The organism is Brevibacterium sp. LS14 (genome assembly GCF_012027885.1).
GTDB lineage: Bacteria > Actinomycetota > Actinomycetes > Actinomycetales > Brevibacteriaceae > Brevibacterium > Brevibacterium casei.
This window is the reverse complement of record NZ_SJXG01000038.1, coordinates 80219-100611: the sequence shown is the minus strand read 5'-3', so window position 1 is coordinate 100611 and position 20393 is coordinate 80219. Positions and strand designations below refer to the sequence as shown.

The window sequence follows — 20393 nt, the reverse complement described above, 5'->3', positions numbered from 1 at the left end:
GAAACCGACGAAGGCGGCCGTGCCTGTGCACGGCCGCCTCGGCGGGGGATCCGGTCGATCCCAGGGGGATCCGACCGATGCCGGATCAGCGCTGGATCAGAACGCGCGCTGGAGGATCGCCTGCTTCACCTCGGCGATGGCCTTGGTGATCTCGATGCCGCGCGGGCAGGCATCGGTGCAGTTGAACGTCGTGCGGCAACGCCACACGCCTTCCTTGTCGTTGAGGATCTCGAGGCGCATGTCGCCACCCTCGTCACGCGAGTCGAAGATGAAGCGGTGCGCGTTGACGATCGCGGCCGGACCGAAGTACTGGCCGTCGGTCCAGAACACGGGGCACGACGAGGTGCACGAAGCACAGAGGATGCACTTCGTCGTGTCGTCGAAGGCCTCGCGCTGCTCAGCAGACTGCAGGCGCTCGCGCGTGGGCTCATGACCGGAGGTGATGAGGAACGGCATGATCTCGCGGTACGACTGGAAGAAGGGCTCCATGTCGACGATGAGGTCCTTCTCGAGCGGAAGGCCCTTGATCGCCTCGACGGTGATGACCTTGTTCGTGTCGAGGTCCTTGAGCAGGGTCTTGCAGGCCAGGCGGTTGCGGCCGTTGATGCGCATGGCATCGGACCCGCACACGCCGTGGGCGCACGAGCGGCGGAAGGACAGCGAACCGTCGATCTCCCACTTGATCTTGTGCAGGGCATCGAGCACACGGTCGGTGCCGTACATCGTGACCTTGTACTCCTCCCAGTGCGGTGCTTCGTCCGTCTCGGGATCGAAGCGGGCGATGCGGAAGGTGCAGTCGAAGGACGGGATCTCTCCCTGGTCTCCGCTCACATGCGAGGGGAGGTCGACCTTCGACGCCGGCTCCGGGGTGGTGGTTTCGGTGCTCATCAGTACTTACGCTCCATCGGCTGGTAACGGGTGACGACGACGGGCTTGGTCTCCAGGCGCATGCCCGGGATCCCTTCGGCCTCCGATTCCGGATCGAGGTACGTCATGGTGTGGTGCATGAAGTTCTCGTCGTCACGGTTCGGGAAGTCCTCGCGGAAGTGACCGCCGCGGGACTCCTTGCGGTGGATCGCTGCCACCGTGATGACCTCGGCGAGTTCGAGCAGGAAGCCGAGCTCGACGGCTTCGAGCAGGTCGAGGTTGTAGCGCTTGCCGCGGTCCTGGATGCCGACGTTGTCGTAGCGGGCACGGAGCTTCTCGATCTCCGCGAGCGCCTCGCGCAGCGTCTCGTCGGTGCGGAACACCTGGACGTTGGCGTCCATGATCTCCTGCAGGTCCTTGCGGATCGCGCCGATGCGCTCGGGTCCGTCGGAGGTCCGCAGGCGCTCGAGCACGGCGACCGTGTCGGCCTGAGGGTCCTCGGGCAGTTCGACCATGTCGGCGCCCTTGGCGTATTCGGCGGCGGCGATGCCCGCACGCTTGCCGAAGACGTTGATGTCGAGCAGGGAGTTCGTGCCCAGGCGGTTCGAGCCGTGGACGGACACGCACGCGCACTCGCCGGCGGCGAAGAGGCCGGGGATGACGGTGTCGTTGTCGGCGAGCACCTCGGAGGCGATGTTCGTCGGAATGCCGCCCATCGCGTAGTGCGCGGTCGGGAAGACCGGCACCGGCTCCGTGTAGGGCTCGACACCGAGGTAGGTGCGGGCGAACTCGGTGATGTCGGGCAGCTTCTCGTCGATGTGCGAGGGCTCGAGGTGGGTGAGGTCGAGGAGGACGTAGTCCTTGTTCGGACCGGCGCCGCGGCCTTCGCGGACCTCGTTGGCCATCGACCGGGCGACGATGTCACGCGGAGCGAGGTCCTTGATCGTCGGGGCGTAGCGCTCCATGAAGCGCTCACCCTCGGAGTTGCGCAGGATCGCACCCTCACCGCGGGCGGCCTCGGACAGGAGGATGCCGAGACCGGCGAGACCTGTCGGGTGGAACTGGAAGAACTCCATGTCCTCGAGCGGGATGCCGCGGTTGTAGGTCACGGCCATGCCGTCGCCGGTGAGCGTGTGGGCGTTCGAGGTGGTCTTGAAGACCTTGCCGACGCCGCCGGTGGCGAAGACGACGGACTTGGCCTGGAAGACGTGGATCTCACCGGTCGCGAGTTCGTAGGCGACGACGCCGGCGGGACGACGGACTCCGTCGACCTCGGTCATGACGAGGTCGAGGACGTAGAACTCGTTGTAGAACTCCACCCCGTGCTTGACGCAGTTCTGGTAGAGGGTCTGGAGGATCATGTGGCCGGTGCGGTCGGCGGCGTAGCAGGACCGGCGCACCGGTGCCTTGCCGTGGTCACGGGTGTGACCGCCGAAGCGGCGCTGGTCGATCTTGCCCTCGGGGGTGCGGTTGAACGGCAGCCCCATCTTCTCGAGATCGAGGACGGCGTCGATGGCCTCCTTTGCCATCACCTCGGCGGCATCCTGGTCGACGAGGTAGTCACCGCCCTTGACGGTGTCGAAGGTGTGCCACTCCCAGTTGTCCTCCTCCACGTTCGCCAGGGCCGCGCACATACCGCCCTGGGCGGCGCCGGTGTGGGAACGGGTGGGGTAGAGCTTGGTCAGGACCGCGGTGCGGGCCCGCTGGCCCGACTCGATGGCCGCGCGCATGCCAGCGCCACCGGCGCCGACGATGACGACGTCGTAGTGATGTACCTGCATGTTTCTCCTTTAGGCCTGGCAGAACGACGCGAGCAGCGCGGGGTCGGCTCCGGCAGGGCAGGGATCGAAGGTGAAGATGACGAGCGTGCCGAGCACGAGGATGACCGCCGAGGCGATGTAGAGGATGAGCTGGAGGCTCATCCGGGTGCCGGGCTTCTCGGCGTAGTCCATGATGATCGTGCGCAGGCCGTTCGTGCCGTGCAGCATCGCCAGCCAGAGCATGAGGAGGTCCCAGATCTGCCAGAACGGGCTCGCCCACTTGCCGGCGACGAAGCCGAAGTCGATCTGCTGGACGCCTTCGCCGGCCCAGAGGTTGACGAAGAGGTGCCCGAAGATGAGGATGACGAGCACGATGCCCGACAGACGCATGAAGAGCCACGCGAACATCTCGAACTTCGAGCGCGTGGACTTGTGGCGGGAGTAACCGGTGCGGGGCGCCGGAATCGATGTTGTGCTCATATCAGCCTCCGAACGTGTGCATCAGCTGGCGGGGCACGAACGCGACCATGACGATGAGCCAGAGGATCATGACCCCCCAGAACAGCTTCTTCTGGTTCTTCGGTCCGCCCTTGGAGAAGTCGATGAGGATGACGCGCAGGCCGTTGAACGCATGGAAGGCGATCGCGGCGACGAGGGCGATCTCCCCGAAGGCCATGATCGGCGTCTTGTACGTCCCGATGACGGCGTTGTACGCCTCGGGGGAAACGCGAACGAGTGCTGTGTCGAGCACGTGGACCAGCAGGAAGAAGAAGATTCCGACGCCTGTGACGCGATGCGCGACCCAGGACCACATTCCTTCTCCACCGCGGTACAGAGTGCTCGTTGACGCTTGGGCCACGGAGCATCCTCCATCTTGGATGAATCGACGATGTACAACATGAAACTACGCCCAACGCCCCGCAGTTGCCAGTCGGTCCGCCGCTGAGCGGGATGGATCACACCCAGACCCTGGCAGTTCCCTCACAGCGACTGATTCCGCGTGCTGGGACGGCGATTTACCACATATTCATGTGCGGTAATTCGCGGCCCGGTGCGCTCGGGATCTCCTCACCCCGACACGGCGGAGAACTTCGCAGAGGCGGTGCCCGGACTCTGAGACACTGAGGGGGTGAACACGCACTTCCACGCCATCATCCCCGCGGGCGGATCCGGAACCCGGCTCTGGCCGCTCTCCCGCAAGGCATCCCCGAAGTTCCTCCACGACGTGCTCGGCACCGGACGCAGCCTTCTCCAGTCGACGTGGGATCGGGTCGCCCCGCTCGTCGGCGATGACAACGTCTGGGTCGTCACCGGTGAGAGCCACCTCGACCAGGTCGCCGAGCAGCTGCCCGAACTGTGCCCGAGCCGCATCGTCGCCGAGCCTTCGCCGAAGGACTCCGCCGCGGCCATCGGACTGGCGACCCTCCTCATCGCGAAGACCGACCCCGAGGCGATCGTCGGCTCGTTCTCCGCCGACCACTCGATCACGAACGTCGACGAATTCCGTTCCGTCATCGAACAGGCCTGCGCAGCCGCGGAGACCGGTGACATCGTCACCGTCGGCATCATGCCCCGGAACCCCGCGACCGCCTACGGCTACATCAAGACCGGCAGTCTGCTCGGCCTCCCCGGCGCTCCCACCGCCCGCCGGGCGCTCGCGTTCGCGGAGAAGCCGGCCGCGAGCACGGCCCGCCGCTACGTCGACTCCGGCCGCTACCGCTGGAACGCCGGAATGTTCATCGCCAAGGCCTCGGCCTTCCTCGAGATCCTCCGGACGGAGGACCCGACCCTCTTCGAGGGCCTGTCGCAGATCGCCGAGGCGTGGGACACGGAATCCCGTGACGCCGTGCTCGCCGAGGTGTGGCCGGGCCTGGAGAAGCGCGCGATCGACTACGTCGTCGCCGAACCCGCCGCCGAGGCCGGTCGCGTCATCGTCATCCCCGGCGACTTCGGCTGGGACGACGTCGGCGACTTCGACTCCGTCGCCCGGCTGCGTCAGCCCGTGCCCGGCGAACCGCGCGGGGTCATCTCGATCGGCGGGTCCTGCGACCTCCTCGAAGTCGACGCCTCGGGCGTCGTCTTCTCCGAGCAGCCGCGCACCGTCGCCATCGTCGGACTCGAGGACCTCGTCGTCGTCGACACCGAGGACGTCCTCCTCATCACCTCCCGCTCACATGCCCAGGACGTCAAGAAGGCGGTGTCCCTGGCCGGCGAGCGCGGCCTCGACGACCTGCTCTGAGCCTCACCGCCTCACTGCGGGCTCTGCGCCCAGAGGTCGGGTCCGAAGACCTCGTAGTGGATGCGCTCGGCCGGCACGCCCTTGTCGATGAGCGCGAGCCTCGTCGCCTGCATGAACGGCAGGGGACCGCACATGAATACCTCTGCCTCGGCGGGCACGGCGATGCCGCTGAGGTCCATGAAGCCGCTGCGCGCGGGGTGGAGGGTCGGAGCCTCGGTCGCGCCCTCCTCGTACCAGTTGAGCGCCTGCGCATCGGTCATCGCGAGGATCTGCCGGCGCAATCCGGCGTAGAGCGCGTGATGGGCGTGTGAGCGGTCCGCGTGGTAGAGGCGCACCGTGCGGTCGGGCTGGCGCCGCGAGAGGTCCTCCATGATCGCGGCGATCGGGGTGATCCCGATGCCCGCGGAGACGAGGACGAGCGGAGCGTCGGACTCGCCGAGGACGACGTCGCCGGCCGGCTGCGAGAGCTTGAGGACGGTGCCCGGCTCGGCATTGTCGAACAGCCAGCCCGAGACGACACCATCCGGTGCCCCGCCGACGCCGCGGACCCGCTTGATCGTCACCCGCAGCGAGTCCCCACGGGGACCCGAGGAGATCGTGTACTGCCGCGGCTGGGTCGAACCGTCGGGGAGCTCGACGAGAATCGCGACGTACTGACCGGTGCGGTGGCTCGGCACCTCGCCGGAGACGGGGGCGAGCAGGAGGGAGAAGACCTCGTCGGATTCGTCGAAGCGCTCGACGACCCGGTAGTCGCGCCACGGGTGCTCGGGATCCGTGCCGCCCTGCGCGTAGAGCCTCGCCTCCTCGGCGATGAGGGCAGTGGCGAAGAGCCAGTACACCTCGTCCCACGCGGCGGCGACCTCGTCGGTGACGGCATCGCCGAGCACGGTCTTCACCGCGCCGAGCAGGTACTTGCCGACGACGAGGTACTCCGAGGCCCTGATCCCGAGCGAGACGTGCTTGTGGGCGATCCGATTGAGCACCGGGGTGAAGTCGGGGGCGTCGGGGTCGATGAGCTGGACGGCGAAGGCGACGACCGAGGCCGCGAGGGCCTTCGGCTGCTCGCCGACGGCCTGATTGGCGGTGTTGAAGATGTTGAGAAGCTCGGGGTGGGCCTCGAACATCGAGGGGTAGAACACCGAGGTGATCTCGTCGGCGTGTGCGGCGACGACGCCGGCCGTGGCCGCCACGATCTCGTGTGACTGCGGGCTGAGCTGCATGGGGATCCTTCGTCAGGGGGCGGTTCGTTGGCTCCAGGGTGGCAGCGGGGCGCGCAGCATGCTCGGGCTTCGACCGTGTTTATTCGGCCGTGACCGTCCGTTCGGCGCTGTGACCACAGCCGTTGTCCCACTTTTCTACGCGGCGTAGAATAGTGGTGCGTTCGACGCCGACGAACAGGATGCCGCCATGCCGCGCAGGACCACCGACTACAGAGGACTCACCGAGCCCAACCGGGTGCGCCTCCTCGGCGCCGTCCAGGAGCACCCCGACCGCTCCCTCAAGGAGCTCGCCGAGGCGGTGGGCCTCCACGTCAACACCGTCCGCGACCACCTCGGCGTCCTCATCGCCGAAGGCCTCGTCAGCTCCCGGCCCCGGCCCTGCGGCACCCGCGGCAGACCCCCGACCGTCTACCGGGCCGTCGACGATGCGCAGATGAACCCGGCGGCGCGGAAGCGCATCGATGAGGCCCGCCGCCTCGGTCCGGTGCTGCGGCGGATCGGCATGTCGTGCCGGCCGCAGCGGGTGCGCGACCTCGGCGAGGACGCGGGAGACCAGTTCGAGACCCTTTTCGAGCACCTCGACGACTCCGGACTCGAGCCCGTCGCCGACGAGACCGAGCTGCGCGTCTCGCTCGCCGCGTGCCCGCACCTCCAGCTCGACGGTGACGAGCGGACCATGGCGTGTGCCGTCCATGCGCGGCTGCTCCGCGACATCCTCGCCCAGGTCCCCGGACCGCTGACGATCGACGAGGTCGAACCGTTCCTCACCCCGGACTCCTGCGAACTCCGCCTCCTCGCCGCCCGCTCGAGCGCGCAGACCGCCTGAGGGGCGCGGCTGGGGAGGGAACGAAGTCACCGAACGTGTCGAATTTGGTCACGAGGGGTCCAAACCCGCGCGCCAGTGTCTAGCATGGCCTCAATGTCACTCAACCCCGATCCCAGCACAGCGATCCACGACGGAGAGCCTCCCAGCGTCGCAGGCACCCGGTCGCGCGCGAATGCCGCTGGCTCCCAGCAGCGCGTCACCGCCGACGCGACGGCTGCCGCCGACGGCGCCGCGGCGGCGACTCCCGCGAGCGTCATCGCCTCCACGATCGCGGAAATCGGCCCCGAGCTCATCGACTTCCGCCGCGACATCCACTCGCATCCGGAGCTCTCCTTCCGGGAGTCCGCGACGACGGACAAGCTCGTCGCCCGCCTCGAGGCCGCGGGGCTGACCCCGGTCCGCCTCGAGGGAACAGGGCTGATCTGCGACATCGGTGAGGGACCCATCGCGCTCGCCCTGCGCGCCGACATCGACGCCCTGCCCATCGACGACCTCATCGCCGAGGAGTTCGCCTCGACCGTGCCCGGGGTCGCCCATGCGTGCGGACACGACGTCCACCTCACCGGCCTCCTCGGCGCCGGCATCGCCCTGCAGCGGGCCCACGAGAGCACTCCGGGCGGCCTCGGGGGACGGGTGCGCCTGATCTTCCAGCCGGGCGAGGAGGTCACTCCGGGCGGGGCGCTGCGCGTTATCTCCCAGGGCGTCCTCGACGACGTCCCCGAGATCTACGCCGTCCACTGCGACCCCAACGTCGACGTCGGCCGGATCGGTTCGCGCATTGGTGCGATCACCGCCGCCGGCGACACCGTCCTCATCCGGCTCACCGGCCATGGCGGCCACACCTCGCGGCCCCACCTCACCGAGGACCTCGTCTACGCGCTCGGCAAACTCGCCACCGACCTGCCCTCGACGCTCGGTCGTCTCATCGACCCCCGTCACGCGATCTCGCTCGTCTGGGGTGAGATCAGCGCCGGCCACGCCGCCAACGTCGTCCCCTCCGAGGGAGTGCTGCGCGGAACCCTGCGGTGCCTCGACGTCGACGGCTGGAACCAGGTCGCCGAGGTGCTGCCCGACCTCGTCGAGCGCATCGCCGGCCCGTACGGGGTCAAGGTCGAACTCGACCACCGCCGCGGCGTCCCCCCGGTCGTCAACACCGAGGACCAGGTCGCGCTCATCGAAGCGGCCGTGCGGGCCGAACTCGGAGAGCACTCCGTGCAGCTGACCCCGCAGTCGATGGGCGGGGAGGACTTCGCGTGGTACCTCACGCACGTTCCCGGGGCGCTCGTGCGCATGGGCACACGCACGCCCGGGGGCACCACCTACGACCTCCATCAGGGCGACCTCCTCATCGACGAGGACAGCGTCGCGATCGCTGCGCGCATCTTCACGGCCACCGCGCTCAGGGTCCTCGACTCGAAGCGGTGAGGCGGGCGGCACTCAGGCCCGCCCGATAACCTGGAGCGATGAGAACGAACCTCGCGACCCGGGCCGCCGGTGCCGCCCTCGGCGTGCTCAGCCTCCTCGGGGTGAGCGCGTGTGCGGTGTCGACGCCCGAGGCGGTCGCGGACCCGACGACCGGATGCATGATCTCGGCCCCTGCCGGCTTCGACGACCACTCCGCCGGAGCCATCACCCTCGCCGAGATCGAGCTCGCGCGGGCGGCGGGACTCTTCACCGCGACCTCGAGTCAGCGGGTCTCGAACTCCTCCGCCACCTCGGCGGCCCTGCAGCGAACGACGGGGGAGGCGTGCACGCTCACGACCGTCGTCGGACCCGGCGGCGCGAGCGAACTCGCCGACTTCGCCCGAGGCAACCCCGACGGCCTCTTCCTCGGCATCGCCAGCGGGCACGAGGACTTCCCCGACAATGTGCTCAGCCTCGACTTCGACCTCGTGCCGCCGGCGTTCATCGCCGGCTACATCGCGGCCACGGCGAGCGAATCGGGTGAGGTCTCCGCGTTCGTCTCCCGCGGATTCCCGCAGGCCGAGCAGATCCTCACCGCCTTCGACGCCGGTGTGGCCCTCTACAACAAGGAGTCCGGCGACGAGGTCGAGGACGTCACCTCGTACCGGGAGTCGCGGATCGCCGGACGCACCGTCGACGACACCGACGGCGGCGGCCGCGACTTCTTCGAGTCCGCGCGCAGAGCCGACGCCGATGTCGTCGTGCCCTTCGGCTCGGCTGCAGCGATGGGGGTGCTCGCCGCCGTCACCGAGGAGCGCACCGCCGCGGCCACTGCCACCCCCGACCCCGAGGGCGAGGGTGAGGAGCCGGTGCTGCCGAAGATCATCTGGTACGGCGCCTCGGGCGACTTCAGCGACGCGATCATCGCGACGATCGAACCGAACATCCGCCGCGGGCTGCGGACGATGTTCCCCGAATGGCCGCAGAGCAAGAATCCCGACGAGGTCGTCGAACCCGGTCCCGAGGACCCCGCCGAGATCAACGGCATCCTCGTCACCGAGCACGAGTACAAGGGGACGATCGACAACGGCGGAGTCGGCATCTCTGCCGAGGACGGGTTCCTCAGCCGCGTCTCCGACGCCGGGCGCAGCATCGCGGATCTGCGCGAGCGGATCAAGAGCGGGGACATCGACCCGACCGCGGGGTAGCGTTCCCATGCTCCTCCCGGCCGGCAGCCGATAGACTTGCCCCGTGCATAGAACTCCCGCCGGCGTCGCCCACGACGACCCGATCCTCCAGCTGCCCAAGGTCTCCCTCCACGACCACCTCGACGGTGGTCTGCGACCGGAGACGATGATCGAACTCGCCGAGGCGGTCGGCCATGAGCTGCCCGCCACGGATCCCGAGGCGCTGGCCCAGTGGTTCGCGGAGTCCGCGAACTCCGGTGACCTCGTCCGCTACCTCGAGACCTTCGCCCACACCACCGCGGTGATGCAGACCCGTGAGGGCCTGATCCGCGTCGCCAAGGAGTGGGTGCTCGACCAGGTCGCCGACGGAGTCTTCTACGCCGAAGCCCGGTGGGCACCCGAGCAGCACCTCGCCGGCGGCCTCGACCTCGACGACGTCGTCGACGCCGTCCAGGAGGGCCTCGACGCCGGTGTCGCCGAGGCGTCGGCCGACGGCCGGTTCATCCGTGTCGGTCAGATCATCACCGCGATGCGCCAGGCCGACAACTCGATGGCGATCGCCGAACTCGCCATCCGCCACCGGGAGAAGGGCGCGGACTCCGGCGTCGTCGGCTTCGACATCGCCGGCCCCGAGAAGGGCTTCCCGCCCTCGGCCCACCTCTCGGCCTTCAACGCCCTCCACCAGGCCTACGTGCCGGTGACGATCCACGCCGGTGAGGCCGCCGGGAAGGAGTCCATCCACGAAGCGGTCACGGTCTGCCACACGCAGCGCATCGGCCACGGCGCGCGGATCGTCGAGGACATGGACATCGTCGACGGTGAGGGCCAGCTTGGCAGCCTCGCCGCATGGGTGCTCGACCAGCAGATCCCCCTCGAACTCTGCCCGAGCTCGAACCTCCAGACCGACATCGGCGGCACCATCGCCTCCCACCCGATCACCGGGCTCAAGGACCTCGGCTTCGCCGTGACGATCAACCCGGACAACCGCCTCATGTCGGGCACATCCGTGACCCGGGAGATGCGCCTGCTCGTCGACGAGGCGGGCTGGACCCAGACCGACCTCGAGTGGGCGACCGTCAACGCGATCACCGCGGCCTTCCTCCCGCTCGACGTGCGCGAACGCATGCTCGACGAGATCCTCATCCCCGGATTCGCGCGGGTGACCGTGTGAGGCCGGCGGACGCAGGTGGGGCGCCCGGGTCTCCGGATCCGGACGGTCACGGTGTGCCCACCCCGCGGGCGATGCTCCTCGTCGTCATCGTCCTCGGTCTGCAGGCGCTCGTGCTCATCGGCACCGCGATCTCGTTCGTCGTCACCGCGCTGGGCGCCGGGGCGCTCGCGAGCTCACTCATCGGCCTCGCGGTGATGTTCCTCATCTTCGCCGCCGGACTCCTCGCCGCGGCGCGGGGATCGTGGCGGCTGCATCGGTGGGCGCGGCCCGCGGCGATCGCCTTCGAGCTCCTCGTCATCGTCTTCGGCATCAGCGTCATCGGCGGATCACTGTGGCTCGGCCTCGGATGCCTCATCACTGCGATCGCCGTCATCGTCGGCTACTTCACCCCGCCGGTCGTCTACGCCTACAACCGGGCGCTCGCGTAGCAGGGGCGAGGCGGCTCACTCCGGCGACTCACTCGTACGAGGTCGACGTCACTGACCCAGGTAGGCCCCGCATGCCTCGGTGAGGTAGTCGCCGGCGACGTCGCCCTCTTCACCGAGGCTCCGCGCGGTCATCTGGATGCCCCACCACACCTGCGGGGACGCACCCCACTGCTGGCGGAACTCCTCGCGCTTCGACGGATCCGCGGAGAGGTCGTCGGCGGCCAGGGAGATCCGCTCCTGGGCGTCGTCGGCCGTGCACCGGGCCTCGTCGTCGGGTCCCTGCGGATCGAGTTCGGGGATGTCGTCGGAGTTCACGGTCGTGAGCGTGTACGCGGACTCGCCGATCTCCTCGACGTCGAAGAGTCCGTGGATGAGGACGAACGGGGCCTTGTCCGTCGTCACGTTGCCCGCATCGAGGGTGACGCTGACGCTGTTGGGGCTGTCGGGGGTGACGGTGACCTCGCCGGAGTCGGGGAGGTCCGGGTTGGCCGTGTGGACCCACGTCTTGAGGTAGGCCGGCTTCTTCTCCGCGGCGGCCTGCGCCAGGCCCTGCCACAGCGGGTCGGACTCCTTCGCTCCGCCGGGGGAGGAGTCGACGACGGAGATCTCCGGTGCATCGTCTGGCGTGGCGATCGGAGTGACCTCCTCGGGACTGACCGAGGGGCGCGGCTGGGGCCGCGTCTCCGTCGAGGTCGGCACGCAGGCGCTCGTGGTGAGGACAGCGGCAGCGGTCAGGAGGGCAAGGGAGCGAAGGCGCATGGTTCCTCGAACGTCGGAGTCGTGTCGGACATCAGCTCCAGCCTATGCCGACGGGCCGTCCGGGCCCGGCGGGACGCGCCGATCTCAGCGCCCTGTGGGGTCTCTGTGTCCTGTGTGGACCCGGCGTCTGTCGGTGCTCAGCGTCCCCTGAGCTCGCGCAGACTGCGCCTCTGCACTCCGGCCTCGTCGAAGTTCGCCGGATCGAGCCATGCGGCGAACCCCTTCCGCAGCTGCGGCCATTCGGAGTCGAGGATCGAGAACCATGCGGTGTCCCGGTTGCGCCCCTTGACGACCATGTGCTGGCGGAAGACCCCTTCGGGAGTGAAGCCGAAGCGCTCCGCCGCCCGTTTCGAGGGGACGTTGGCGTCGTTGCACTTCCATTCGAAGCGGCGATAACCGGAAGCGAAGACCGCGTCGGCGAAGAGGAAGAACGCCTCGGTCGCCCCGCGGGTGCGCGCGAGGTCGGGACCCCAGAGGATGTTGCCGATCTCGATGACCCCGTTGGCCGGATCGACGCGCATGAGCGCCTGGCGTCCCACTGCGCGTCCGGTGGCGCGGTCGACGACCGCGAAGAAGAGGGGATCGGGCGAGGCCGCGACCGTGGTCAGCCAGTCGGTGAACTCACCGCGATCGGTTGGTGGGACCTCCGGCAGATAGGCGAAGTGCTCCTCGGCTCCCTCGGCAATCGAGGCCTCGAAGAGGTCGTCGCCGTGACGGAGGGGATCGAGCGGTTCGAGGTCGACGATCGTGCCGTGGATCGTCTCCCGCCGAGGCGGCGCCACCCCGGTCCAGTCGCGCAGGGACCCGGCGGTCGCCTCGGCGGGGTGGAGCACCTCGGCGGGATCTGTCGGGTCGGTCATCGTTCAGTCCTCGTCGCCGTCGAAGCCGGTGGAGAGCTCGCGCAGGAGTGCGGCGAGCTTGCGCCGTCCCGCGGGGGTGAGGCCGGCGAGGATGTCGCGCTCCTTGACGAGGAGGTCGGCGAGTGCCGAGTCGACGGTCGCGCGTCCGGTCTCGGTCAGGCGCACGAGCACCCCGCGGCGATCGGCAGGATCGGGGAGGCGTTCGACCCAGCCGGCGGTGACGAGGCGGTCGATGCGGTTCGTCATCGTCCCCGAGGTCACGAGCGTCTCCTGGAGCAGCGTGGAGGGGGAGAGCTGGTAGGGCTCGCCGGAGCGGCGCAGGGCGGAGAGCACGTCGAAGGCCCAGCCCTCGATGCCGTACTCGGCGAAGCTCGACTTCCGTGCCCGGTCGAGCTGACGGGAGAGCCGAGTCACCCGGGAGAGGATCTCCATGGGGGAGACATCGAGGTCAGGACGCTCGTGTCGCCACGCAGCGACGATCCTGTCGACCTCATCCATGATCCGATTTTACGTCCAGATCAAGAATCTTGACGACCAAGATTCTTTTTCGCGAGACATTCCTTACGTACCGGGCCTGCGAATTTGGTTGCTCGAGTGCGGTTGGGAATAAAGTGGTCTGTGGTTGTTGCATCCGTCAACGCTCTTGCGGGGCCAAAAGACCCCGCACGAATGCTGGGTGAGAACGCCCTGCAGACGAAACGAAGGAAGACACGTGGATCTTTTCGAGTATCAAGCACGTGACCTGTTCGAGAAGCACGGGGTGCCCGTGCTCAAGGCTCAGGTCGCCACGACACCAGAAGAAGCGAAGAAGGCAGCCGAAGACCTGGGCGGCGGCGTGGTCGTCGTCAAGTCGCAGGTGAAGATCGGCGGCCGCGGCAAGGCCGGCGGCGTCAAGGTCGCGAAGAATCCTGACGAGGCGGAAGCGCGTGCCAAGGAGATCCTCGGTCTCGACATCAAGGGACACATCACGAAGAAGGTGATGATCGCCGAAGGTGCGGACATCGCCGAAGAATACTACTTCTCCGTCCTCCTCGACCGCTCCAACCGCACCTACCTCGCGATGTGCTCGAAGGAAGGCGGCATGGAGATCGAGCAGCTCGCGGTCGAGCGCCCCGAAGCGCTCGCGAAGATCCCCGTCAACGCGATCGACGGGATCGACGAGGCCAAGGCCAGGGAGATCGCCGAGGCTGCCGGCTTCGATGCCGAGACCGCTGCGAAGGTCGCCCCCGTGCTCGTGTCCCTGTGGACCGTCTTCGAGAAGGAGGACGCCACCCTCGTCGAGGTCAACCCGCTGGTCAAGACCGGTGCCGGTGACATCATCGCCCTCGACGGCAAGGTCTCGCTCGACGAGAACGCCGACTTCCGCCACCCCGACCACGAAGAGCTGCGCGACATCGACGCCGAGGACCCCCTCGAGCTCAAGGCCAAGGAACTCGACCTCAACTACGTCAAGCTCGACGGCGAGGTCGGAATCATCGGCAACGGTGCGGGCCTCGTGATGTCGACCCTCGACGTCGTCGCCTACGCAGGCGAGAAGCACGACAACGTCAAGCCGGCGAACTTCCTCGACATCGGCGGCGGCGCCTCGGCGGAGGTCATGGCCAACGGACTCGACGTCATCCTCGGCGATGACCAGGTCAAGGCTGTCTTCGTCAACGTCTTCGGCGGCATTACCGCCTGCGACGAGGTCGCCCGCGGCATCGTCAAGGCCCTCGAGATCCTCGGCGACCAGGCGACCAAGCCCCTCGTCGTCCGCCTCGACGGCAACAACGTCGAAGAGGGACGGGCGATCCTCGCCGAGGCCGCTCACCCGCTCGTCACCCAGGTCGACACCATGGACGGTGGAGCCGACAAGGCCGCCGAACTGGCTGCTGCGAAGTAAGGAAAGGTCTCCATACCCATGTCAATCTTCCTGAATTCCGATTCGAAGATCATCGTCCAGGGCATCACCGGCGGCGAGGGCACCAAGCACACCGCGCGCATGCTCGCGGCCGGCTCGAACGTCGTCGGCGGCGTCAACGCCCGCAAGGCCGGCACCACTGTCAAGCACGTCGACAAGAACGGCGATGACATCGAGCTTCCCGTCTTCGCGACCGTCGCCGAGGCGATGGAGGCCACCGGTGCCGACGTGTCCGTCGCCTTCGTCCCGCCCGCGTTCTCGAAGGACGCGGCGATCGAGGCGATCGACGCCGGCATCGGCCTGCTCGTTGTCATCACCGAGGGCATCCCGGTCCAGGATTCGGCCGAGGTCTGGGCGCGTGCCCAGGCGGCCGGCAACAAGACCCGGATCATCGGCCCCAACTGCCCGGGCATCATCTCGCCCGAGCAGTCGCTGGCCGGCATCATCCCCGCGAACATCACGAAGAAGGGCAAGCTCGGGCTCGTCTCGAAGTCGGGCACGCTCACCTACCAGATGATGTACGAACTCCGTGACCTCGGCTTCTCGACCGCGATCGGCATCGGCGGTGACCCGGTCATCGGCACCACGCACATCGACGCCCTCGAGGCGTTCGAGGCCGACCCGGAGACCGAGGCGATCGTCATGATCGGCGAGATCGGCGGAGACGCCGAGGAGCGGGCCGCCGCCTACATCAAGGAGAACGTGTCGAAGCCGGTCGTCGGCTACGTCGCAGGCTTCACCGCTCCCGAGGGCAAGACCATGGGCCACGCCGGCGCCATCGTCTCCGGCTCCTCGGGCACCGCCCAGGCGAAGAAGGAGGCCCTCGAGGCCGCCGGCGTCAAGGTCGGCAAGACCCCGACCGAGACCGCCGAACTCATGCGTGAGCTCCTCGCCGGCAAGTGAGCCGCTGACACCCGGCCGCTGAGACCGGGTCGCCGCGGTCAGCACTGCGAAGCCCGCCTCCGATCATCGGAGGCGGGCTTCGTGCCGTCTGCACTCGCCTCAGCCCCTTCATCCCGCACCCGCAGCGCCACGTCATCCCCGGAGCGTCACGTCATCCCCGGAGCGTCACATCATCCCGGCAGTTCTCCACCCCGCACCCGCAGCGCTGAAAACACCCGGTGCACGGGTAGTTCTTGGTGCTCCAAGTGCGGAATCCGCAGCTGCACACCCTCATCACCGCCGGCAGCACCCCTCATCTCTGAGAGCCGACTGGGCAGAATTCGTGTGCAAGTTGTGATCATCGTGTCCAACTTGTAATGTTTCGCTTTGAGTCCCCACTCAGCACCGATCTCCGGTCCCCTCCCGGATAGTCGACGGTGCTGTCCAACATACAAAGGAATCCCCATGACGCACGTACTTCCACGCGTCGGGGCGGCCATCCTCGCGATGTTCGCCCTGCTCGCAACGGTACTGGTCGCAATCCCCGCGAATGCTGCGCCGCCGTACCAGACCAACGCCTCGATCGACTCCCTCGAATTCCAGCAGGACGAGATCAAGAGCGGCTCCGTAGCCCGCATCGACGGCACCTGGAGTCTCCCCGACAACCCGACGACGCCCGCGGGCTTCGTCGTCGACCTGCCTGCCGAACTGCAGGGCCGTGTCGACGCGTTCGACCTCCTCGATCCCGAGGGCGTCGCAATGGGCGAGTGCACCGTGACCGAGACGCAGATCTTCTGCGACTTCGACTCGCAGTACCTCGCCGACAACCCGCTCAACCTCAAGGGCACGTTCTACTTCTGGGTCTCCGTGCAGACGGAGACGACCGAGACCAAGGAAGTCACCTACGACTTCGGTGAGGTCTCCGACACCGTCACCGTCACTCCGCCCGACGGACCCTGCGAGGGCGAATGCGAGTGGAAGGGCCAGGACTCCTACAAGTGGGGCAGCTACGACCGCGAGAACGACATCATCCAGTGGCACGTCAACATCGCCTCGCCCGCCGGCGGGATGAAGGGCGACCAGAAGGTCACGGTGACCGACCTCGGCGGGGAGAACATCGAACTCATCCCCGGTGAGACCCGTCTGGCCGGCACGAACCAGTTCAACGAGAACGGGCAGCCGGTGGGCTGGGGGCCGAAGCCCGAGGACTTCTACACCGTCTCCGAGGACGGCTCGACCGTGAGCTTCACCTCGGAAGAGGGCTGGGTCTACGCCGTCATCTACCGCACGACGGTCACCGACGGCGGCAAGGCCGGAACCTACACGAACTCGGCGAAGTTCGAGATCGAGGGCGAAGAGACCGTGATCAAGAAGGGCGAGGTCGTCCGCCAGGGCGGCGGCGGCACCGGCGACGGTGACGAGGGCTCCACCCCGACCCCGACCGACACCCCGACCGACACCCCGACTGAGACTCCGACTGAGACCCCGACCGAGACGCCCACGGGATCGCCGACTCCGACGGACAGCCCGGCCCCGACGGACACTCCGACGGACAGCCCGGCCCCGACCGAGACCCCGACCGCCCCGGCTCCGTCGCCGTCCGAGACGCCGACGGCCCCGGGCCCCGGCGGTGACCTGCCGCGCACCGGTGTCGAGACCATCGGCACCCTCGCTGCCGGCGCGGCGCTGCTGGCCGCCGGTGCCGTGACGCTCATGCTCGTCCGTCGCCGGAAGATCAGCGAGGAGAGCTGAGACCGCGATTGACGGCTGAGACCGTCTGAGCCGGAAGGGGGGAGTGATCGTCGATCGCTCCCCCTTCCGCCATTCACCGCTCACTCGCCGAGGCGGGATGTCGGTCCGCGGCCCCGCCTGCACGGCGGTGGGGCAGGGCGATACGCTGAGCAGGTGAACGACGAGACTCGCAACGACGCCCCCTCACCCGCCGACCAGGTCCTCGACCCCTCGGCCGAACCCGCCACGCCCGAGCAGCCGCACCTTGCCGACCGCGTGAGCACGGATCCCGTCGACCACCCCCGCAACTTCGGTTCGGACAACTGGGCAGGCGCGCATCCCGAGGTCATCCAGGCGCTCATCGACGCCAATGTCGGGCACACCCCCGGCTACGGCGGGGATCCCTGGACCGCGCACTTCCACGGCGTCATGGAAGGACACTTCGGGGCGCGGGCGCAGGCGTTCCCCGTCTTCAACGGCACCGGCGCCAACGTCCTTGCCCTCCAGTCGGCCCTGCCCCGCTGGGCCGCGGTCATCACGGCCGCGAGCGCCCACATCAACTACGACGAGACCGGCGCACCGGAGAAGGTCGGCGGGCTCAAGATCGTCGCCGTCCCGACCGCCGACGGCAAGCTCACCCCGGAGTCGATCGCCTCTGCGATGGTCGGCCGCGGCAGCGAGCACAATGCGCAGCCGCTGGCCGTGAGCATCTCCCAGTCGACGGAATGGGGGACGACCTACCGGCCCGAGGAGATCCGCGCGATCGCCGACCACGCCCACGCGAACGGGATGATCCTCCACGTCGACGGCTCCCGCCTCGGCAATGCCGCCGCCTTCCTCGGCACCGACCTCGCCACCCTGACCACGGACGTCGGCGTCGACATCCTCAGCCTCGGCGGGACGAAGAACGGCCTCCTCGGCGCTGAGGCCGTCGTCGTCCTCAACCCCGAGATCGGGCAGGGGATGCGCTTCCTGAGGAAGATGAACCTTCAGCTGTCGTCGAAGATGCGCTTCCTCTCCGCGCAGCTCAACGCCCTCTACGACGGGCAGCTGTGGCGGACCTCGGCGGACCATGCCAATGCCATGGCGCGGCACCTCGAGACCGGGCTCGCCGAGGTGGCCGCCTCCGGCCGTGTCCCCGGGCTCGAGCTCGTCCAGCCCGTCGAGGCCAACGTCGTCTTCGTCCGCATGCCCGCCGAGGTGGCCGCCCGGGCCCGACAGCGCTTCGCCTTCGCCGACTGGCCGCTCGAGCGGGACATCGTCCGCCTCATGTGCGCCTTCGACACGACGACCGACGACGTCGACGCCCTCATCGCCGCCATCGCGGGGGAGTGAGCGTCACCGCACGGACGAGGCCGGTGCCGATCGGTCGGCGTCTGCGGCGGTGAGAGCCGTCAGCGGGAGCGGTCGGCCTTGACGGAGACGACGGGGACCTCGGCTTCGAGGATGATCCGCTGCGCGGTCGAACCCATGATGAGCTTGCCGACGGGGGAGCGGCGACGGGAGCCGATGACGATCATGCGGGTGTCGTCGGTCGCCTCGGCGAGGGCCAGGAGCTCCTCGACTGGGTCGTTGCCGCGGAGGAACTGGAGGATCTCGTGGGAGACCTCGGAGTTCAGCAGGGTCTGCTTGAGTTCATCCATGTCGGCGTTCGTCGCGACTCCGCGCTCGTCGGGCGTCTCCCCGATGCCGGCGTTGAGGACGATGAGGGTGTCGTCGAAGGCGCGAGCCTGCTCGATGCCGAATGCGACCGCGGCCTTGCCTTCGGGCGAGGGGGAATAGCCGACGAGAATGGTCATGGTCTCTCCTGGTGCGTCGGGGGATGAGGCTCCCTCAATTAGTAGCACATCTCACGCCGGGCCCGGTCGCCGACAGGTGCGCACGAGCGGGCGCGCATTAGACTGAGCGGATGCCCGCCTCCCTCCTCGCCCCCGACTCTGCGGCCCTGCGCACCCGCGACGACCTGCTCGCCCGGATGCCGTGGCCCGCCGACGCCCCGGGGCTCGCCCAGGCGCGGCTGCTCGCCGACTATGTGATCGGGCGTCGCACCGGTGAACTCGACGTCTCCGGACGGTCGAGCGAGGGGACGTTCACCGCCCCGAGCGCTGCCCCCGACGAGGTCATCCTCGTCGACGACCCGCTCGGCCTCCAGACCCGCGTGCTCTCCGAGCTCACCGCCGTGCGCACGTACAACGACCGCCTCGACGAGGCACGGAACGTCGCCGCGGAAGCCCCGGGTGCCGAGCCCGTCGCCGACCTCGCCGACGTACAGTGCACCGAGAGCGGGGACGTGCCCGGCGAGACCTGGGCGGTCGTCGATGCGCCGAAGGCGACACATGCCCTCGCCGAGGCGATCACCGTCCTCCACCCGCTCGTCACGACACTCATCGTCATCGGCCGCAGCGACGCGATGAGCCGGGCGGTGAACAAGGAGCTCGCCCGCGCCTTCGGTCGCGTCGACGTCTCACCGGGAGTGGGGAAGAACCGTCTGATCATCGGCAGCCGCCCCCTGACCTCCCCCTCGCTCACCCGCTTTCCGCACACCGGGGTCATCGACACGCCCGCGACCGGGCCGCTCACGGTCAGCGCCCACGGCGCGTGCTTCTCCGGGACGAAAGCCGACGAAGGGTCATCGCTCCTGCTCACCGCCCTCGCCGAGGCGGCCGCCTCCCCGGACCCGGTCCGGGCGCTCGCCCGTCCGGCCTCCGTCCTCGACCTCGGAGCGGGCAACGGCTGGCTGCTCACAGCGGCGATGGCCGTGACGGGAGCGGACACGGGAGTCGGCGTCGACGTCTCGAAGGCGGCGGTCGCCTCGGCGAGGGAGACGGCGGAGGCCAACGGAACGGCCGTCGACATCATCCTCGCCGATGCCGGCGATACCGACAGCGGCGGTACCGACGACCCGCTCGGGGGAGCGTACGACCTCATCCTTCTCAACCCGCCGTTCCACCACGGCACAGCGATCGAGACGGACACGGCGGCGGGGATGATGCGCACGGCTGCGGCCCACCTGACCCCCGGCGGCCGCGTGCTCACCGTCTTCAACTCCCACCTGCGCTACCGGGACCGGCTCGAGGACCTCATCGGTCCGAGCGTGCAGCTCGCCCGGACGGCCAAGTTCACGGTCGTCGAGAGCCGCCTGCCCGGAGAGTGACCCAC

20 protein-coding genes are annotated in these 20393 nt (G+C 68.6%); 11 read left to right on the top strand and 9 right to left on the bottom strand.

Annotated features, from left to right (window positions below; all coding sequences use genetic code 11):
* Window positions 1–96: 96 nt before the first annotated feature.
* From EZE58_RS05930 to sdhC, 4 genes are read right to left on the bottom strand one after another with little or no spacing between them, the layout of a single operon-like run.
* Window positions 97–888 (bottom strand): succinate dehydrogenase iron-sulfur subunit, encoded by a 792-nt coding sequence (locus EZE58_RS05930; RefSeq protein ID WP_009379493.1) that lies wholly within the window; start codon window positions 886–888, stop codon window positions 97–99.
* Entirely contained in the window at window positions 888–2648 is a 1761-nt protein-coding gene (sdhA, locus tag EZE58_RS05925; protein WP_009379491.1) for a succinate dehydrogenase flavoprotein subunit, read from the bottom strand. Before sdhA ends, EZE58_RS05930 begins: the two co-directional genes overlap by 1 nt.
* Before the next feature lie 9 nt (window positions 2649–2657).
* Complete coding sequence (locus EZE58_RS05920) at window positions 2658–3107, bottom strand: succinate dehydrogenase hydrophobic membrane anchor subunit (RefSeq protein ID WP_009379489.1); 450 nt, start codon at window positions 3105–3107, stop codon at window positions 2658–2660.
* A gap of 1 nt (window position 3108) precedes the next feature.
* The gene (sdhC, locus tag EZE58_RS05915) at window positions 3109–3486 is read right to left on the bottom strand and encodes a succinate dehydrogenase, cytochrome b556 subunit (protein WP_009379486.1); all 378 of its coding nucleotides are present in this window, start codon (window positions 3484–3486) and stop codon (window positions 3109–3111) included.
* A 270-nt stretch (window positions 3487–3756) separates the two neighbouring features.
* On the opposite strand from sdhC, the gene EZE58_RS05910 reads away from it, so the two are divergent.
* Window positions 3757–4866 carry a mannose-1-phosphate guanylyltransferase gene (locus EZE58_RS05910; protein ID WP_167560068.1) on the top strand — a complete coding sequence of 370 codons (1110 nt, stop codon included), beginning with the start codon at window positions 3757–3759 and terminating at the stop codon, window positions 4864–4866.
* Window positions 4867–4877: 11 nt separating this feature from the next.
* On the opposite strand, the gene EZE58_RS05905 is transcribed toward EZE58_RS05910, so the two are convergent.
* The gene (locus EZE58_RS05905; protein WP_063249140.1) at window positions 4878–6086 is read right to left on the bottom strand and encodes a globin domain-containing protein; all 1209 of its coding nucleotides are present in this window, start codon (window positions 6084–6086) and stop codon (window positions 4878–4880) included.
* A gap of 187 nt (window positions 6087–6273) precedes the next feature.
* On the opposite strand from EZE58_RS05905, the gene EZE58_RS05900 reads away from it, so the two are divergent.
* From EZE58_RS05900 to EZE58_RS05880, 5 genes are all read left to right on the top strand, one after another.
* Entirely contained in the window at window positions 6274–6912 is a 639-nt protein-coding gene (locus EZE58_RS05900; RefSeq protein ID WP_167560066.1) for a helix-turn-helix domain-containing protein, read from the top strand.
* A gap of 93 nt (window positions 6913–7005) precedes the next feature.
* Window positions 7006–8337, top strand: a complete 1332-nt coding sequence (locus tag EZE58_RS05895) for an amidohydrolase (RefSeq protein ID WP_205772137.1) — start codon at window positions 7006–7008, stop codon at window positions 8335–8337.
* Window positions 8338–8375: 38 nt separating this feature from the next.
* Window positions 8376–9524 (top strand): BMP family ABC transporter substrate-binding protein, encoded by a 1149-nt coding sequence (locus EZE58_RS05890; protein ID WP_009379476.1) that lies wholly within the window; start codon window positions 8376–8378, stop codon window positions 9522–9524.
* A 43-nt stretch (window positions 9525–9567) separates the two neighbouring features.
* The gene (locus EZE58_RS05885; protein WP_009379474.1) at window positions 9568–10674 is read left to right on the top strand and encodes an adenosine deaminase; all 1107 of its coding nucleotides are present in this window, start codon (window positions 9568–9570) and stop codon (window positions 10672–10674) included.
* A 53-nt stretch (window positions 10675–10727) separates the two neighbouring features.
* The gene (locus EZE58_RS05880; protein ID WP_346773172.1) at window positions 10728–11102 is read left to right on the top strand and encodes a hypothetical protein; all 375 of its coding nucleotides are present in this window, start codon (window positions 10728–10730) and stop codon (window positions 11100–11102) included.
* A gap of 48 nt (window positions 11103–11150) precedes the next feature.
* On the opposite strand, the gene EZE58_RS05875 is transcribed toward EZE58_RS05880, so the two are convergent.
* The 3 genes from EZE58_RS05875 to EZE58_RS05865 all read right to left on the bottom strand — a co-directional run bounded on the left by EZE58_RS05875 (window position 11151) and on the right by EZE58_RS05865 (window position 13219).
* A complete protein-coding gene (locus EZE58_RS05875; protein WP_009379470.1) occupies window positions 11151–11861 on the bottom strand; it encodes a hypothetical protein in 711 nt (236 codons plus the stop codon).
* A gap of 137 nt (window positions 11862–11998) precedes the next feature.
* Window positions 11999–12721 carry a GNAT family protein gene (locus EZE58_RS05870; RefSeq protein ID WP_009379469.1) on the bottom strand — a complete coding sequence of 241 codons (723 nt, stop codon included), beginning with the start codon at window positions 12719–12721 and terminating at the stop codon, window positions 11999–12001.
* A gap of 3 nt (window positions 12722–12724) precedes the next feature.
* Window positions 12725–13219: a MarR family transcriptional regulator gene (locus EZE58_RS05865; RefSeq protein WP_009379468.1), complete on the bottom strand. Its 495-nt coding sequence runs from the start codon at window positions 13217–13219 to the stop codon at window positions 12725–12727.
* 214 nt (window positions 13220–13433) lie between these two features.
* Here EZE58_RS05865 and sucC point away from each other — a divergent pair, with 214 nt between their 5' ends.
* From sucC to EZE58_RS05845, 4 genes are all read left to right on the top strand, one after another.
* Entirely contained in the window at window positions 13434–14603 is a 1170-nt protein-coding gene (gene sucC, locus EZE58_RS05860) for an ADP-forming succinate--CoA ligase subunit beta (RefSeq protein WP_009379467.1), read from the top strand.
* Window positions 14604–14621: 18 nt separating this feature from the next.
* Window positions 14622–15524 carry a succinate--CoA ligase subunit alpha gene (sucD, locus tag EZE58_RS05855; protein ID WP_009379466.1) on the top strand — a complete coding sequence of 301 codons (903 nt, stop codon included), beginning with the start codon at window positions 14622–14624 and terminating at the stop codon, window positions 15522–15524.
* Between the two features lie 444 nt (window positions 15525–15968).
* Window positions 15969–17255 (top strand): collagen binding domain-containing protein, encoded by a 1287-nt coding sequence (locus EZE58_RS05850; RefSeq protein WP_095376016.1) that lies wholly within the window; start codon window positions 15969–15971, stop codon window positions 17253–17255.
* 153 nt (window positions 17256–17408) lie between these two features.
* Window positions 17409–18569 (top strand): beta-eliminating lyase-related protein, encoded by a 1161-nt coding sequence (locus EZE58_RS05845; RefSeq protein ID WP_346773171.1) that lies wholly within the window; start codon window positions 17409–17411, stop codon window positions 18567–18569.
* Between the two features lie 59 nt (window positions 18570–18628).
* Here the strand turns inward: EZE58_RS05845 and EZE58_RS05840 are convergent, their stop codons facing one another.
* Window positions 18629–19033 carry a universal stress protein gene (locus EZE58_RS05840; RefSeq protein WP_095376014.1) on the bottom strand — a complete coding sequence of 135 codons (405 nt, stop codon included), beginning with the start codon at window positions 19031–19033 and terminating at the stop codon, window positions 18629–18631.
* Window positions 19034–19143: 110 nt separating this feature from the next.
* Here EZE58_RS05840 and EZE58_RS05835 point away from each other — a divergent pair, with 110 nt between their 5' ends.
* Window positions 19144–20388, top strand: coding sequence for a methyltransferase (locus EZE58_RS05835; protein ID WP_167560064.1), 1245 nt, complete (start codon window positions 19144–19146; stop codon window positions 20386–20388).
* The last annotated feature ends 5 nt before the right edge of the window (window positions 20389–20393 follow it).